Annotated in this window: 22 protein-coding genes; 1 reads left to right on the top strand and 21 read right to left on the bottom strand. The window is 33.6% G+C overall.

Going from position 1 to position 16,159, the window contains the following annotated elements:
* Window positions 1–3 precede the first annotated feature (3 nt).
* The 14 genes from NAT51_RS13580 to dapA form a co-directional block, all read right to left on the bottom strand.
* Window positions 4–384 carry a hypothetical protein gene (locus NAT51_RS13580; RefSeq protein ID WP_250599515.1) on the bottom strand — a complete coding sequence of 127 codons (381 nt, stop codon included), beginning with the start codon at window positions 382–384 and terminating at the stop codon, window positions 4–6.
* 72 nt (window positions 385–456) lie between these two features.
* Window positions 457–999: a transglycosylase domain-containing protein gene (locus NAT51_RS13575; RefSeq protein WP_250599512.1), complete on the bottom strand. Its 543-nt coding sequence runs from the start codon at window positions 997–999 to the stop codon at window positions 457–459.
* A gap of 69 nt (window positions 1,000–1,068) precedes the next feature.
* Window positions 1,069–2,427, bottom strand: coding sequence for a tetratricopeptide repeat protein (locus NAT51_RS13570; RefSeq protein ID WP_250599510.1), 1,359 nt, complete (start codon window positions 2,425–2,427; stop codon window positions 1,069–1,071).
* A gap of 121 nt (window positions 2,428–2,548) precedes the next feature.
* Window positions 2,549–3,166 carry a hypothetical protein gene (locus NAT51_RS13565; RefSeq protein ID WP_250599508.1) on the bottom strand — a complete coding sequence of 206 codons (618 nt, stop codon included), beginning with the start codon at window positions 3,164–3,166 and terminating at the stop codon, window positions 2,549–2,551.
* Window positions 3,148–3,741 (bottom strand): hypothetical protein, encoded by a 594-nt coding sequence (locus NAT51_RS13560; protein ID WP_250599506.1) that lies wholly within the window; start codon window positions 3,739–3,741, stop codon window positions 3,148–3,150. Before NAT51_RS13560 ends, NAT51_RS13565 begins: the two co-directional genes overlap by 19 nt.
* A gap of 13 nt (window positions 3,742–3,754) precedes the next feature.
* The gene (locus tag NAT51_RS13555; protein WP_250599504.1) at window positions 3,755–4,189 is read right to left on the bottom strand and encodes a c-type cytochrome; all 435 of its coding nucleotides are present in this window, start codon (window positions 4,187–4,189) and stop codon (window positions 3,755–3,757) included.
* A gap of 47 nt (window positions 4,190–4,236) precedes the next feature.
* Window positions 4,237–4,953, bottom strand: a complete 717-nt coding sequence (locus NAT51_RS13550) for a hypothetical protein (RefSeq protein WP_250599502.1) — start codon at window positions 4,951–4,953, stop codon at window positions 4,237–4,239.
* 81 nt (window positions 4,954–5,034) lie between these two features.
* The gene (locus tag NAT51_RS13545) at window positions 5,035–5,496 is read right to left on the bottom strand and encodes a hypothetical protein (RefSeq protein WP_250599500.1); all 462 of its coding nucleotides are present in this window, start codon (window positions 5,494–5,496) and stop codon (window positions 5,035–5,037) included.
* Between the two features lie 42 nt (window positions 5,497–5,538).
* The gene (locus tag NAT51_RS13540; protein ID WP_250599498.1) at window positions 5,539–6,597 is read right to left on the bottom strand and encodes a tetratricopeptide repeat protein; all 1,059 of its coding nucleotides are present in this window, start codon (window positions 6,595–6,597) and stop codon (window positions 5,539–5,541) included.
* Between the two features lie 181 nt (window positions 6,598–6,778).
* Complete coding sequence (locus NAT51_RS13535; RefSeq protein WP_250599496.1) at window positions 6,779–7,150, bottom strand: hypothetical protein; 372 nt, start codon at window positions 7,148–7,150, stop codon at window positions 6,779–6,781.
* Between the two features lie 98 nt (window positions 7,151–7,248).
* The gene (locus NAT51_RS13530; protein ID WP_250599494.1) at window positions 7,249–7,650 is read right to left on the bottom strand and encodes a hypothetical protein; all 402 of its coding nucleotides are present in this window, start codon (window positions 7,648–7,650) and stop codon (window positions 7,249–7,251) included.
* A gap of 147 nt (window positions 7,651–7,797) precedes the next feature.
* On the bottom strand, window positions 7,798–8,496 hold the full coding sequence (locus NAT51_RS13525) for a cyclase family protein (protein ID WP_250599492.1): 699 nt from the start codon (window positions 8,494–8,496) through the stop codon (window positions 7,798–7,800).
* Window positions 8,497–8,659: 163 nt separating this feature from the next.
* A complete protein-coding gene (locus NAT51_RS13520) occupies window positions 8,660–9,313 on the bottom strand; it encodes a hypothetical protein (protein WP_250599490.1) in 654 nt (217 codons plus the stop codon).
* A gap of 158 nt (window positions 9,314–9,471) precedes the next feature.
* Window positions 9,472–10,335 carry a 4-hydroxy-tetrahydrodipicolinate synthase gene (gene dapA, locus NAT51_RS13515; RefSeq protein ID WP_250599488.1) on the bottom strand — a complete coding sequence of 288 codons (864 nt, stop codon included), beginning with the start codon at window positions 10,333–10,335 and terminating at the stop codon, window positions 9,472–9,474.
* A gap of 95 nt (window positions 10,336–10,430) precedes the next feature.
* Here dapA and NAT51_RS13510 point away from each other — a divergent pair, with 95 nt between their 5' ends.
* On the top strand, window positions 10,431–10,898 hold the full coding sequence (locus NAT51_RS13510; protein ID WP_250599486.1) for an Lrp/AsnC family transcriptional regulator: 468 nt from the start codon (window positions 10,431–10,433) through the stop codon (window positions 10,896–10,898).
* A gap of 43 nt (window positions 10,899–10,941) precedes the next feature.
* Here NAT51_RS13510 and NAT51_RS13505 read toward each other — a convergent pair whose 3' ends face one another.
* From NAT51_RS13505 to NAT51_RS13475, 7 genes are all read right to left on the bottom strand, one after another.
* Window positions 10,942–11,625 (bottom strand): alpha/beta hydrolase, encoded by a 684-nt coding sequence (locus NAT51_RS13505; RefSeq protein ID WP_250599484.1) that lies wholly within the window; start codon window positions 11,623–11,625, stop codon window positions 10,942–10,944.
* Window positions 11,626–11,691: 66 nt separating this feature from the next.
* Window positions 11,692–12,237, bottom strand: coding sequence for a YcxB family protein (locus NAT51_RS13500; protein ID WP_250599482.1), 546 nt, complete (start codon window positions 12,235–12,237; stop codon window positions 11,692–11,694).
* A 185-nt stretch (window positions 12,238–12,422) separates the two neighbouring features.
* On the bottom strand, window positions 12,423–12,980 hold the full coding sequence (locus tag NAT51_RS13495) for a hypothetical protein (RefSeq protein WP_250599480.1): 558 nt from the start codon (window positions 12,978–12,980) through the stop codon (window positions 12,423–12,425).
* 98 nt (window positions 12,981–13,078) lie between these two features.
* Entirely contained in the window at window positions 13,079–13,693 is a 615-nt protein-coding gene (locus tag NAT51_RS13490; protein WP_250599478.1) for a hypothetical protein, read from the bottom strand.
* A gap of 194 nt (window positions 13,694–13,887) precedes the next feature.
* A complete protein-coding gene (locus NAT51_RS13485; protein ID WP_250599476.1) occupies window positions 13,888–14,592 on the bottom strand; it encodes a DUF4386 domain-containing protein in 705 nt (234 codons plus the stop codon).
* 164 nt (window positions 14,593–14,756) lie between these two features.
* Window positions 14,757–15,317, bottom strand: coding sequence for an ASCH domain-containing protein (locus NAT51_RS13480; protein ID WP_250599474.1), 561 nt, complete (start codon window positions 15,315–15,317; stop codon window positions 14,757–14,759).
* A 203-nt stretch (window positions 15,318–15,520) separates the two neighbouring features.
* A complete protein-coding gene (locus tag NAT51_RS13475) occupies window positions 15,521–16,012 on the bottom strand; it encodes a hypothetical protein (protein ID WP_250599472.1) in 492 nt (163 codons plus the stop codon).
* Window positions 16,013–16,159 lie beyond the last annotated feature (147 nt).

Genomic DNA, 16,159 nt, shown 5'->3' with positions numbered 1-16,159 from the left:
GATTTATTCAAAATCTATATTTCCATAATTAAATTTTTCAGTCTCTTCTATGAGACCGTTATAAGAATCTGCCATCCATTTTCCGTTGCGGTAAATAAAAGAGAGATACTTACGGATGTATTTTTCCGGATTATAAATTCTCAGGTTATCACCTTCATTTGGGTTATAATCAAAATCAAAGCAGTTTTTGGAGTTGAGTTCTTCCAGAACCGTTTCTGTTGTCAGGTTTTCTGCTAAATCATGATCCGGGTAAATGAGCATTCCATCCATGGGATATTTTGCATATCCAATATATTTATCCAGTGTCCAGGTATACTTTTCCCTGTTGTGTTTGAATCTTCTTGATTTTTTATTGTGTACGATAGTGTTTGCGCCATTTGGCATACAAGTACAAAATTTAATTTCTTTTCCTGTTTCGCACATAGAAGTTAGTATCGGGTATTTTCAAAAGAATTATTAAGTGTTTTTTTTAATCAGTTTTTGATATTCCTTCACTTTTTTCATTAGTATTTCCCTATGCCTGAACGGGTTGAACAGCGATGGATTTTTAATCATCACCAGCAACATGATCTGTTCTTCCGTTGTTAGTTGGTTTAATTCTTTTGAAAAGTAAAATCTGGCGGCGTTTTTAATTCCGATATTTCCCATAGCAAAATCCGAATGTTGTAACTCAAATCTTTTGCATTGTGATTTTGTATAATCCTTTGCTATTTTCAATTCAAAAAGGGCTTTTGTAAAAACCGAGCTGAAAAGATAACTGTGTACATTATACAGGGCAGACCTGCAAGAATGATCATTTTTGTTTGTTGCCTTATTGATCTTCTCATAAAGAAGAATAATAGCGTCGAGTTCCGGACTTTCTTTTTCGAGTTCCGATTGGAGATGAATAAATCCCTCATCTTGGAAAGTAGGATTAAAGTCGCTTAACAGGAAGCTGAAGACAGCAACCAGCGTTACTATGAAAAGCGATATAAAACATATTATTTTCTTTTTTGTCATAGTTTATCAGATAGAAAGGACTTTACAATGAGGTTAATCTTCGGTGAAACATTTAATTTTGAAGCCTATTTAGTTGCAATACTGTTTAATTGCGATATCAGCTTCGTCATTTCCGTATTTTTGGGCATTGAGTAAATCAGTACAAAAATCAGTCTGACCCAATTTCTGTTTTGCCTGAGCCAATACCAAATAACCATAGGCATATTTAGGATTTATTTCAACCGATTTAGATGCATCTTCAAGAGACTGTCTGTATTGTCCAAGCTCCAGGAATAAAAAGGCCCGGTAACCATAAGCCCTGAAGAAATCAGGTTTGATGCTTAATGATTTATTAAAATCTTTTTCCGCTTCGTCGTATTTTTTCAATTTTCTGTAGTTGAGTCCGCGGTCGATATACGGCACATGATTTTTAGGGTTCAGTTCAATTCTTTTGCTTGAATATTCAATCGATTTAGTATAATTATCCTGGTCAAAGTATAATAAACTTAAATTGTCATAGAGTAAATCCTTTACGGGATTAGGGAGTTCCAATGCTTTTAGATAATCTTTTTCCGCATTAGCATACTCTTTCAGTTTATAGTAGCAGTAACCTCTGTTTAAAAAGATATCCGATTGGTACTCCTTTTTATCGATTAGGGCAGAGTAGGCCTTTATAGCCTGTTTGTACATATTACTGCCGGCACAATAATCTCCGGCGAATTTCATTTTTTGGATGAAAGAACCCTTACAGATGGTATCCGGGATTTGGAATACCCTCATATAACCCAAATCGTAAGCTGCTGATTTATCGGCACAGGCAGCGTCGACATTTAAAAGATATAAATGGTTTTTGGAACGCGTTGAGTAAGCCATTCCGTTTTTTTTATCCATTGCGACGGCTTTGTTGGCATGTATAAGGCTTTCCGTGAACTTTTCATTGATCATTAATATGTTTGTATAATTGTTGTGGAGTTCAGGTGTTTCAAATCCGTTTGCCAATGCCGATTTGTAATCTTCTTCGGCATCTTTAAGCTTATTCAATTGTTGGTTGACAATTCCCTTCCAATAATGATATTCTCCCTTAGGTTTTAATTCAACGGCACGTTGCAGCGCTATCAATGCGTTTTCCGGTTCACCAATTCGATTCAGCATCAGTCCTTTTTCAAAATGATACGCCGCATTTTGCGGAGCCAGTTTGATTGATTTATCAATTGCAGCCTTCGCGTTTTCGTATTTGTAAAGGGTGAAACTGGCTTTTGAATACCGTAGCCAGTATTCTGCATCCAGCGTATCTTTCTTGGGATTGTCTTTTAACTTTTCCAGAACGGTCATGGCATCAATCATTGAATTTTTATTGAGTAATGCATCAAGTTCTTTGTATTTGTTTTGTCCTGTTGAAGTGAAGCAAAAGGAGAACAGAATAAAAGCCAGCAGGATATTTTTTTTCATTTTGTGATGGGTTCTTGGGTTTTGGAGTTGTCTAAAGTAGTAAAAATAAGAAAGCGGAAGATTTTGAAAATAGAATCAATTGCAGTTATGTACTGTATTTTGAGGCTTTCTATTAAATAATTCACAGATTCCCACTCACTACGATATAATCGGCATAGTTTAGTTTATCATTAAACCAGTTGGTTACCTCTTTGATGAATTTTATAACTTCCGGATCGTTTATTTCCAATTGACTCATCTTTTTCAGAATTACACTGCAGATTTCCTTGTCAAAATAATTATCCCCGCAAACGTCAAAATGTTCTTCGATGGTATTGTTCCAACTGTCATGTAAAGGGAAAACCGATTGGAAAGCCTTTATGATATAGTCGAAATCGGATGCAGGTATAAAAGCATCATTCCGTTTTACGGTTTTATAAGGCGTACCGTTTTTATCCTCCGGCCAAAGGATGAAACCCGGTTCATTACGGGAAGTTGGATTTTCACCCGTTGTTATGATTACCTGCTTTGAATTGATTTTTTCAATGGTTTTAGTTTTGTCGTGCTTGCAAAGAGTATAACTTTCTTTAGCCGTTTCAAAATCGCATTCGGCTGCAACACTGATCTCATGTATGTTGTTGTGATGGAATTCCTGTTCACAGGCTTGTATATCACCATTGTTCTTTTTCAACAGTGTGAGGGCAATGTCGAGTGGAACAGCTATTTTGCTGCGTAATATTTTTATTTGTTCATTATCCATTTGTTCAGTTCAGGATTGTTCCATTGGAGTTCGATGTATTGGGTACAGTCGTTTTTTATATCGCCAAAATAGTCCAAAAAAATGGCAGCGCCACCTTTCTTCACTATTTCTTTCACTATCATATAAGTCTCTTCAGCACCTTTTTTATCCAACCCGGACAAATCAAAGATAATGTTATTTGTTTTTGTAAGTGAGGCAAATAAACTCAATTGTTTTCTGGGAGTTCCCGGAAGCCAGTTTATTTTTGTTTTTGGTGTAATCCAATCGGTTTCATAAATTTTTGTGGCGTATGGACTATTTGAATTGGCATTCTTTTTTAAATAATTTCCAACATTAAATGGACGGAAAAGGGATTTGAATTTAGGTTCAAAAATATAATCAACAAAAGTCAGGGCAGTGTATACAATTACATTTTTGTCTTTTAGTTTACCCGTGAAGATATCTTTAAGTACCATTTCCGCATTATGGGAACGTTCATCATTAAACAAATGAAGGATTATAATTTCCCCTTTTTTCAATGTGAACGGAGGGACATAAAAGGCATCGGTTTGTATTCCTTTGTTTTCGATTAGCATGTTGTTATTTCGCTTATTTGATATAGAGCTTTAAATTTTCTATTTCTTCTTTACTGAGTTTAAAATTATGCCTGAAACCGTTAGGGAACTCTTCCTGTAATTTGGTTGCCCGCGGGTGTTTTGCTTTCAGGAGCGAATCTTCATTTGTGATAAACAGATCAAAGTATTGTTCGTTAGGTATTTTTTCAAAAACATTTTTAATGAAATCAGGAGTAGTCATTGCATTTATTTTATGGCAGGCTGCGCAATTCGTATTAAAGATTTCCTTTCCTCTTAGTTTTTCGGGAGAAGAAGGTCCGTTTCCGCATACCGGGAGCGGTTCTTCATCAGTTCCGCACCCCGGAATTTTCCGTTGCGGATTGAAATAGCAATAAAAAAACAAACTGGCTGCAGCCACTAGGATTAGTCCGGAAAGCAGTAAGAGGCGATTTAAAAATTTCCGTTCCATGTATTGTTTTAAATAGTCCGGCTTGAAGCAATGCACAATTTACGGAATTATTTTATAGTGAAAATTGTTACGTTATTATCTTTAACTTCAAAATAACCTTTGGTTTTATAATCAGAAGAATGAAAGAAAACTAATTCAGTATTATTTTTTGTTTTTTTAATTTCCGTTTGATGGTCCCAGACACCAATATCCATTATTTTCTGGAGTATTTTAAAATCATTGTTTTCGATTTCGGCAATATATGTTTTTTTATAATCTGAAATGATGTGATACATTTTAGTATTGTAAATAAAGGTGAAGAGAGTTGAAAAAGAATATTTGTCAATTAATACCTTGGCACCTTTTTTTTCTTGTGAGTCATCAATATTTCTACCTTTAATTTTTTTCTTCCCGTCATGTATTTTCTTCAGCAGTTCCGGATTAGCAATTTCAAGTATTTCCGTCCATCCAGACATATGGTTTAAAGTGTTTGTTACAATATAACGTCCTTTAAATTTATCTATTTTGACTGCACAGGTTGATCCGCAAGTGAATTCGGCTTTTGTAAATTTATTTTTAAAAATAATTGTGCCTCCAAATTCTCCGTTACAGGTTTTGCTGACAACATATTTTTCATCCTCATAAAATGGATTGCCGATTGATGAGGAATCTATCTTTTTAAAAATTTCTGAAGTTGATGCATCAACTTTAATCACATTAAAGAGATTTTTTGACTGTCCTAAAGCAGATAAGTTTATCAGTAATATTAAAATTTTGACTTTCAATATTTTTGTTTTGTTGTGATGGAAATAATTAACTATGTTTTGTTGGTTCCGATAACACTTATTTCAAATATAAAGAATCATTTAATTGATTTCTCTTTTCCGGTCCAGTTTTTCCTTAAGGAAAGCCGACAGTTTTTTGATTAAGAAAGCCAGTATCATCCCGGTTATAAGTCCGCTTACCAAACCGGCGCCCATTCCAATAAGTATGGCTTTTATTTCGCTCCACCAATGTACGATCCGGTTGAAAACCCAAAACGAACCGGTACCGATTACGGTCATTCCGAGTGTTGAAAATACGAGTATAAAGGTCCGGAATCCTGATGTAAAAGATTTTTGGTGTATCCCGACAAGGACTGATGTTGATAATGCTCCGATGGTAATGCAGGCAAAAATAAGTAAGAGCAGCACTGCGGCTACAACAATTGCAAGTAAAACACTCAGGCAAACGAAAATAAGCCCTGCGATAAGCATGGCAAATAAGAATAAATTGAACTCCTTGTCTTCTGGAGCGTCCTGGAGTAAGGCAATAAGAAAGTGTGTCAAAGCGAAAGCTGTTTTTGGTTTTATTGATATTGTTGTCCTTTACTATTCCCGGATAAATTTATTTTTACCGTTAATTTTCAGGTAATTATCAGGGTTGGTATACCATTCTACAAAAGCATCATATTTTTCAGTGTTAGCGTTTTTCCACGTTGCAAATTCATCGCCGGCTCCCACTTGTAAGATGTATTTGTTGTAAGCGTCAAAAACTCCCTGGTCAAGCATGGTTTTATGGTATTCAAATAAAACATTCGGGTATTTTTTATAATCTTCCATGAAAAAGTTTTTGATGAAACCGATTCTGATTTCGGATAGTGTTGTCAGATTAATTTCTTTTTGGCCTATGATACTCAAGAGGAAATTTTTTCCGAAGGATGCACAAAGAGGGAGTTTTATATCATTACCTTTTATATTTTTTGCATCAATTACAATTTCACAAAAATCAATTTTAGTTTCATCTCCGTTAAACTGGATGGATTGTTTGTAGGTGTCAAAAAGTAATTCACTTATTTCCTGGGTTCTAGTTGAGGTACGTTCTAAATTCATGAATATCTCTCCATAGATTAAGCCTGATAATTTATCGGTTGAGCCAAGGTATAAAAGAGCCAGACGGTAATAATTTGATGGAAATTCCGGGTCAGCCTGAATTCCTCTTTCGTAATTTTCCACAGCCTCATTGTATTTTTTTTGCTGTAAAAAAATATTTCCTTTTTCCAGGTGAAGATTTCCGGCATCGGGGAACTTTTTCATTCCTTCTTCATATTCTTTGATGGCTAATTCCGGTTTTTCCAGATAACTGTAGCAATTTCCTGATAACTGGTAAATCTGGCTGGAGGCGTTTTTATATTTTTTGGTCTTGTCCAAAATTGCTATCGCCGTTTTGTAGTCTTTTTTTAAAGCGTGGGCATAAGCAATTTCGTAAGGATAGGTGTGGTCTTTTCCGTCTAATTTCTCGCATTCCTTTAATAGCGCAATACTTTCATCTATTTTTCCTTCATCCATCAATTTGATGGCTTCTTTTGCCTTATTCCAGGCTACTTCATTTCTTTGGGAAAATGCGCTTAACGACATTACGGTTAAAACGATCAGGAACAGATTTTTCATATGGTTTGTTTTAGGGATGGTGTTTTGGTTTCAGGGATGTGGTAAAATGCGGTTAATATATTGCAGCTTGGCGGTTTTACCACAAAAACAAATATACTGAAAAGGAGGGAAGCAAAATCAATTATTTTCCACTTGATGTAATCAATTTATTAGTGTTGATTTGTATCGTATTGTTAATTTATTAACCCTTGGATGTTGTTATAAGAGAGCCCACTCCATAGATCATGATCATGGAAGCTTTTCCTGTTTCAATGAAGTATTTTAATTCATCACCGTTTTGAAGCTGAATGACTCCATACGTGAAATCTTTGTCTTTGTAACCTTTAAAATCTCCGTATAGTTTGTCAACCGCACCTTGGATATCCCCGGAACTTTTTTGGCCGTTTTCTTGGGTCAATATCCGTCTCGTTGTCAGTATACTGAAATTATCCCCATCAATCACAGTCGAGCAAATAATCAGCTCATCTTCGGCCAGGTTAAGTCCAAGTTCTGAATAGGGAAAATCTGAATTATTTTCATAAAATTTAGTCCATTTAAAGTCATACGGTTTCATTGTCTTTCTTTTAATGGAGGCAATGCAGATGTTATGAAGGGATTTGTCGGTTTTAGTCATTTTGAATTATGGGAAATTAACGCCTGCATAATTTATAATCAATAGTTTTCCTTCTCATTTTGATACCATGCAAAGGCTTTAAAACTTTCTGAAAACCCAAAAAAATGTATAGCAAAAGAGTAAATAAATACCATTACAAATAAAGGGGTTTTTAAAAGAATATCCTGGTTGATGGTGAAAATTCCGATAAGACCTGATAGAACACCTATTGAAAATAATATCAGAGCAGCTATCCGGGCCCAATTTTTCCCCTTGTAAATAAACAGCAGTAACACTACAGTCAGAAAAAAACGGATGACTTGCTGGGTTATTTTTTTTGTCTCTATTTCAGGAGTTGTTGAAATGTAAAAATAGATGGAGTGTAAGGAAATGATCAGTATGCTGATTGAAATCAGGATAGTCCTTTTTTTACCTAATTTTTCTAAAAAATCCATTTCCATAGTGTTCTTTGTTTTAATGTTTATAAACGAATGATCCGCTTTATGCAATGGTTTATTTCACCAACAGCCTGATTAGTATTTAGCCAAATATATTGAATTACCGGTCAATTTAGCCTGAAATGTGTTTTTCTTGAAACAGTTCCTAAATTATTTTTTTATCACTTTCGCCATTGCCCTGACCGGAAATGTACCAACGCCTTTAAATTTTGGCGGAATGGCACTGAAAGTGAAGCCGTCTTCGGGTAATGAATCCAGGTTGCAAAGATGTTCAACAATCAATATTTCGGCTCCCAGAAGTGTTGTATGGACGGGTCTTGTTTTTCCCAGTGTACTGTCAATGTTATGGGAGTCGATACCAACCAACTTAACACCGGAATCTCTTAGATATTGGGCAGCTCTTTCTGTCAGATAAGGATGGTTTTCATAATATCTTTCGGTATTCCAATTGAGGTCCCAGCCCGTATGAACCAAAACAGCCTTATTTTTGATTTCCAGATTTTTAAAATGTTCTTCGGTTATTTCCAGTGTCTCGGTAAACGGAATGCGTATGATAACTGCATCAAGATCGGTAAAGGCTTCCAAACCGATTTCCGAAAGGTCTTTTCCGTTTTCAAACCGGTGAAACGGACAATCGATATAGGTTCCGGTGTTTGCCACCATCTCAATTTTTCCAATTTGAAATTCGGTTCCTTCGGCATAAAAATTTCTGGAGTTTTCCCGACTTAAATAATCACAAATAATTGGCGCCGGTAAACCTTTGTATGTGACAAGACCATGTTCGATTGTATGGCTTAAATCAATTAAGGAACTTTTATCATGATTCAAGGGAGTTACTTTTTTATCCATTTTGATGATAATTTAAAGTTTGTTGTACAAGGAACGCTAAAATCCCGTAGCCAGGTTTTGCTACGGGATTTATGATTGATTTGTTACTGCTAATATAGTGATTTTCCGGCAGATTTAGCTGGTAATTGCGAAGAGATGAAATCAACCGGGGTGGTGTCAGATACTAATGTCTGAATTCTTTAACCAGTTTTGTTAACTCTATATTTTTATCCTTTAAAATTTTTAAAGCCCTACTATTTTCCCAAAAAACTCTTTCTCTTCCGTTACCAATTTCTATTCCTTGAATTTCTGTTTCAGATTCTACATATTGAAGATATAGATTCATTGATTTTTTATGTAATTCTTTAATTGATTTATAGTCTGTTATATACTCTAACGTCACACTGTGTTTGTCTTTTTTGGCAATGGCTATATCATTATTCTGCCAAACGATTAAAGAATCATATATTTTCAGGAGTTTTTTATTTAGGTTATCAAATCTGTTTCTTTCAATACATAATTCAACTCCTGAGCAGTAATTTATTTCTAAATTTGAAAATGCTGAATCGCAATTACAGGTTTCATTCTCAGCGTATTTTACAACAAGAGGATTTAAGGAAACAATATCTTTTGAACAATCTTGATCTAATTCACTTAATTCGATATTTAGTAATTCACCCTCTTTTTTTTGCTTTTCAGTTTTAACTGTTTGGTTTGTTTTTTCTTTAGTTTTGAAGTTTCCTGAATCAGTTTCAGTTAATTTTATATTAGCAAACCATCCTAAAAGACTGCCAATTATTATCGAAATCAAAATAATTGGAATATTGCGAAAATTCATTTGAAACATTTTTTTAATTACTACTAAAGTTCCGTCGGCTTTAAGATATTTTTTTTCTTTCTTTCTAAAGCACTGAAGTCAAATATATAAAAATGCTTTAAATTTTATCTGAATCCTGATGAGCATATAACAGTTGTTGGCTACAGTTTGCAATTGGTTTAAAATATCTGATTTAACTCCTTTTTCAAATCATCTGATATTCCGGTTAATGGCAATCTTAATTCAGGTGTATCAATCAACTCTAATTTATTTAAAATATATTTTAGAGGCATTGGATTGGATTCCTTGAACAACAGCGGAATGTTTTTTTCAATTTCTTTCCATGTTTTTAAGGCAGATTTCAGGTCATTATTTTGAATGTCTTTAAAAACGGAAACATATTGCTCTGTCTGTAAATGGGAAGCAGCAAGTATTCCGCCGTCTCCTCCCAATGAAGCTGTTAAGTAAAACATGTGGTCTTCTCCGGTTAAAACGGAAAAACCTTCGGGACGGTTAAAAATCAAATCCATGGATTGCATGATATCACCGCCCGAATCTTTGACTCCAACAATATTTTTGATTTCAGAAAGCTCAAAGATTGTCGGGTTCTCAATATTTCTTCCGGTTCTGTGCGGAACATTGTAAACGATAATGTTTTTATCCGTTGAACTGGCTATTGCTTTGAAATGCTCACTGATTCCTTTTTGGTCCGGTTTACTGTAATAGGGAGAAACCGATAAAATTCCGTCAACACTATATTTTTCAACAATTTTGAGTTTTTTGATTATGTTGTTGGTGTGATTTCCTCCAAGTCCGAAATAAACCGGTAAATCCTTGGTATTGAATTCGATGGTTTTGTCAATTAGTTCTTCAAATTCATCTTCCTCAATTGTTGGTGATTCCCCTGTTGTTCCGTTTGGAATTATTCCGGAAATTCCTTTTGTGCTGTAAAACTCAATTAATCTTTTATAAGATTCAAAATCAATTTTTCCATTTTTAAATGGGGTTATAATGGGTAGCCAGATTCCGTTTAACTTGCTCATATCTTTTTTTTTATGTGATTAATGATGCAATATTATTTAATTATTAGTTGGCTTTTTTATTAATTTTGGGGTATAAAACGCAATTTTGTTTCATTATGATGGATGATTTGGACTATAGGATTTTAGCGATACTGCAAAAAGACAATTTAACGCCACAACGTGATATTGGTGATAAAATCGGACTTTCTGCTCCGGCCGTTCAAAGACGTATAAAAAAAATGCGGGAAGAAGGTATTATTGAAAAAGATATTGCTGTAGTCGACAGGGATAAAGTAGGCAGTAACGTAACGATAATTGTTGAGATATTTCTGGAACGGAAAAAGATTAATGAAATTGACGCCATTAGGAAAGAATTTTCTTCAGTTCCTGAAATCCAGCAGTGTTTTCATATAACGGGCGAATCTGATTTTCTTCTTATAATGGTTGTTCCGTCAATGTCCTATTATGAAAATCTTACCCGTAAAATATTTTTCGGAAACGAAAGTATCAAACGTTTCCGGACAAGTGTCGTAATGGGAATTAGTAAAAACAGTCTGGAAATACCGTTGAATAATTTTTTGTAGGATGCAGTATCCGTGCGCAGCGAAAGGATGAAATAAATTACTGTTAGTCGTTCGTTTTTTTATCTGGTTCGAATGTATAATTTCTTTTTGCCCACATTTTGCTTGGTTCTATCCATTCTTTTAGTGGTTTGAATAAAAATCCGTGTTTAAGATTTGTATTCAGTTCTATTTCTTTAAATGTATTGATTTTTAATTTTGATGTTTTCATTCTGTCAATTGCCGATACTCCAAAAGCATCAGATTTTTCATAAATGGTCAGGATATTTCCGCAAAAATTTATTTCAGGATAATTTTTTACATCCGTTTCCTGATAACAACCCACGAAGACAAAGTTGATGTCAGGATTTGCAATATAAGTAGAAACATATTGAGCAATATAGCCGCCTTTTGAGGTTCCGATTACACTAATATGATTGGGTTTAATTCCTTTTTTTAGTAAACTGTCGATTTGCGAAACAATTTTTCGGGCATATTCCTCTACATCTGTATTGGTTTTTCTTTTTTCACTTAAAACGATAAAGCCATCTTTTTGAAATGATTTAATGATCTCCTTGTATTCGGCTTTTCCATATTCAGGATGTTCAGTTTCTAAATCATTTTCTTCCACGAATTTATTATGAAGGAAAAATATATAGTTTCTTTCTTCTGTTTCTTTTTTAGGCTTATTGCAACTAATTACAAGATAAAAACTCAGTATGAAAAGTAAAATATAGTTTAGTTTTTTCATTTTTTTATTTTGGTTTTTTGTGGTTTGAGATTGGTGGTTAAGGTTACAGATTTTTATGAATTGTTTTTATTTCCATTTCCAGTTTAATTCAATATTTTCTGCTAAACCGTACTTCCTTGAAATCTTCTTAATTTCTTCTTTTACTTCTTCAATAGTATCAACTTTTGCTTTTGGAATTATTAAACTTCCTCCCGAAGTTAATTTTAAAAAAATATAATCTCCAATTTCGTTTATTTCTTCCAAAGCGGTATAATTTATTTTAGACTCTGAATTGGAATCACTTGTTTGAAGGTATTCTTCATGGAAGTTTACTTTAGCAATTTCTCCAAATCTGCTTTTATAAGTATCTGTTATAAATTTTTGGTAGTGCTTTTTGTAGTGATTTCTCAGATAAAAAGGATAAAAAATCAGCGTGATGATTCCGAACCCAAAAAAGTAATAACTCAAAAAGTTATTCTCTTCTTTTAAAAACAGTAATCCCAGAATAAAAAATAGGGAAGAAACGATTATCCAGCTTTTTCTTCTCTGTTTTTTTGTTCTTTTACTTTTGGATGCTGTGTAGAGTTGATGTGTTAAATAATCATTTTCGTCTAAACTATATTCTAAAACCATTTATAAATAAATTTTTTGTGAATTTGCGGTTAACATTCTATCGATGTGATTTTTTTGCTTTCAGGCTATTCCGGCAGGAGTGAAGCTAAATACATTAAAAGCCTGACTCATTATGTATTAAGGTCCAACACGCGTGTTACGGACAGACAAAGTGATTTTTTTAAAACCGTTTACGGCAATAGTTATTATTTTAACTGAACTTCTATTTTTTTGTCTTCCATAAATAGTTTTATCCAACCCGGGTTTTCATTATTTCTCGGGATACATTCATCCAGACTTTTGTTATTCTTATAATTTTCCAATGATTGTTCTCCGAACTTTATTTTCATTTCATAAATTTCATCGCCTCCAGAACCAATCCAGGCTTTGGTTATTATTTCCTTATGTTTTTCTATGTTTTTATAAAGTAATGAATTTATGTCATAGGGTAAATGTTGAACGCCATCACACCAAAATTCCTTGACAGAATATTTTATAGTTTCATTTTCGACATTTTGAAAATCCAGTGACCATTCTAATTGACTGCAAAAATTGATATTGAATACGGGTTCATTTAGATTATAATTGAAAGCTCCACAGTTTGGACAGTCTGTGTTTTCTTCATTCAATTCATCAAATTCACATTCTGAACATTTTCCGTTTCTGTTATTCAAATGTTTTGCAATTATACGGGCCTCATTTTGGGTTAATGTGCAATAATCGATTAACTTTTTTTCGGCAAATATTCTTAGATCGTTTTGCATTAAAACGTAAATGTCAAGTTTTTGTTCTTCCGATAAGTTTAGTCTAACTAATTCCTCATTGCATTTTTTACACTTAAATTTCATTCTGATTTTTTCGTTTATTTGAATTTAGACTTTATTCTGTTCCAAAAAGTTTGTTTTTCCTTTGCATTATCTTTTTTTGTCAAATCGAAAGTTATTGATGCAATTTGTCCGTTAACAATTTCAACTTTGTCAGCATCTTCAGCGCCAATATTTAAAAATTCCTGGGTGAGTATATCTGATTGTTCTCTTAATCCTTCCCAAACAGGCGAATCGAATACATGATTTTTGGCATCTTTGTGCTCAAATCCGAAATCATTGATTAAAGTCAGGATTGTTTGCATTGGAGAGATCCCGATGAGTTTTAAATCGGAAATCAATTTGTCATAATTGATTTTTTCTCCAGAACTTTTTAATTGACTTATCAATTCATTTTTTAGATAGTTTTTGGCAACTTCTTCAGCTCTTTTCCTTGCATTTTCTCCTCCAATAACACTTTCATCATAGTTATTTGAGCTGTCAATTTGGTTTTCGCTATCTAACATATCATAGACACACCACCACCAATACTCTTTGTCCATCCATTCGGCCCGAAGCATTAATCCGGCCCAATTTGCAGTACAATCGTCATTCAAATCACCTTTCCAAATGATGGAGTGGCGAAAATCTCTGTTTAATATGTTTGGTTTCATGGTTTTGTAAAATGATGCACAATCTGTTGGTTTTAAGAAGTTGGGTGTATTCCTCAATCGGTCTGTTAAAAGTGGAATCAAATATACGAAAGATCGTTCTAAGCCCCACTTTCACAACCCAAGGCTGCAAGCCGAACAGAGCGTAGCTAAACCACTGTTAGCCGTTCGGGCTTTTCAGTTTGTCAATTTCACCTTTAGGTTTTATTCAATATTTTATATTTTGAAGTGTCTATGCCTTTTATAAGTAACCATAGACACAATGATAATTCCCCAATAAAAATCGGGATTGCTAGATAAGTAAACAAAGGGTTTGTAAATCCTTTGGAAAGAAACATGGTAAAACTGTTTATTAGATAGCCCAATCCTGCAATAAAATAAAGTATTCCAATAATTTTTGGCAGCATTTGAGACTTGTAAATTATGTAACCGATTATCAAACAATAGAAAGCGAAAAATACTAATCCAATTGCATATCCCTGTGACTGAACATTGAGAGATAATAATGATAATGTCGCAAGTTGATCCGGTTGAAATGTATTGAGGTAAGTCTCATTGCTCAATACTAATAATGGGAAAATTTGATTTAAAAGATTTACCGCAATGATTGCTGTTTGAATTATTACAAATGTCAAAGCAATTTGTAGCAACAGTTTGTTTACTCTTTTGAATAAAAAGTAAATAATTAGGACACATGGTATACCAATGACAAAGTTAACAAGGTCAGCTACAAAACCCCATCGATAAAGCATCTCGTGTGATTGTATGTTGTGAGCAGTAGTTAATGCGTCATTTGACACTCTCAGCGTTTGCCTTACAAATACCTCTGAAAACAAGCCTGCCGCAATCACAATAAAATAACATAAGCCTGCTATTCGGGCTAAATTTTTATCTGAAATCATTTTTTTGTTACTTTCTTTTTAAGGTATCTCGTAGCTTGATACTAACGTTTAGTGGCTTGACGCCGTTGCAGTAAATTTAGGAAAAATATTCTGTGTGAATAAGGATTTCCGGAAACCATTAGGAGCTATGGCGCAAAACCACTGCTAACAGTAGTCTTTTATTTTTACCAAATAGTTTCAAAATATTCGCATACAATTTTCATTTCTTCATTGGGTTTTTCACCAAATTTATGCATTTCGTTAGTATAATAAGCCCAATGAACCTTTTTCCAATATTCTAATGTTTTATTTCCTTCGCCTTCTATAAAAGCATATTCGGGTGTTATATTTTTAAATTTTACAATTTCTACTTTTTGAGTTCTAATAATTGCTTTAGGTTCTTTATTCCAATTTGTAACTATTGCTATATCTCCAATTTTTGGAATCTCTTCTTTGTTTTTTTCAAACCACCAGACTGAAGGTGAAGTAGCTTGTTTTATTTTTTTCATTACTAATTCTGCACATTCGTCAGCTTCTTCTTTATTATCGCAAAAATAAAATGATTGAGGTTCATTCATATTCTTATATTTTGGATTTTTTAATTGAAAATCTTTCCAATAAATAGAAATTAGACTCATTTCCTGATTGTTTTTAGAATTATTGATATTTAAGTCTAAACTATTCTCTTTTTGTTTAGTACAAGAAAAAGAAATTAATAATAAAAATATGAATTTGTTTTTTAGCATGTTTTTAAGGTTACTGCTAACGTCCCGCCAGCTTGGCGCAGTAGCGGCAATTTAAGAAAAATACTGTTATGAAAACGGTGAGTTGAAAATCCGCAGGATTTTCCAATGAAAAGGAGTGGAGCTATTGCGCAACTGCTGTTATCTGCTGTTTTTTGTTATCAATTTATACTTTTAGATTAAACTCAACTGAAGAATCAAGAGTGTCATCTATTGTTGTGTTTTCTTTCAGTTTTCGTTTTAATTTCAAAAGAAATTTCGTTTGAATAATCATAACTAGTTTTGATTTTACATTTCTCCACCAAAACTCCGTTTGCGTATTTCTTTTCAGTTTTGGTTTTATAATCGATAACATAAATTGTATCTGTTTCAATTTTCCATCGATCGGGATTCTGGTAACATTCGGTCCTGGAAATGAGCAACAAAATAGAGTCGCTCTTGGTGTCAAAAATATAGCAACTTTCACTGTCACACATTTCTCCACTACTTTGTAAAATCAGCAGTTTTAATTTTGAGTTGACAAAATAGGATTTTTGTGGATGTAAAACTAAATCAGTGTAGTCAAATTCCTGAGCATTGTAAGCTTCAATCGAATCTTTTAGATCACTCTCGAAATTGGAGTATATCCTATCATTCGGATTGGAGCAGCCTGCAAAAATCAAGGTCAAAAATATAATTGGAAAGTTACGTTTAAGCATAGTATTGTTAAAATAGCAGATAACGTTCCGCCTTTAGTTTGTATTACTAAAAATAATTAATTTTCCGAAGAGGAAACGGGTGAACTAAAACGTTCCGTAGGGTTGAGACCTATAAGCCGCATAAGTCCCGTTTCCACTTTCGGTCTT

The sequence above is a fragment of the Flavobacterium amniphilum genome (genome assembly GCF_023634845.1).
GTDB lineage: Bacteria > Bacteroidota > Bacteroidia > Flavobacteriales > Flavobacteriaceae > Flavobacterium > Flavobacterium amniphilum.
The sequence above is the reverse complement of the archived record's forward strand: the minus strand, read 5'-3'. Positions and strand labels throughout refer to the sequence as shown.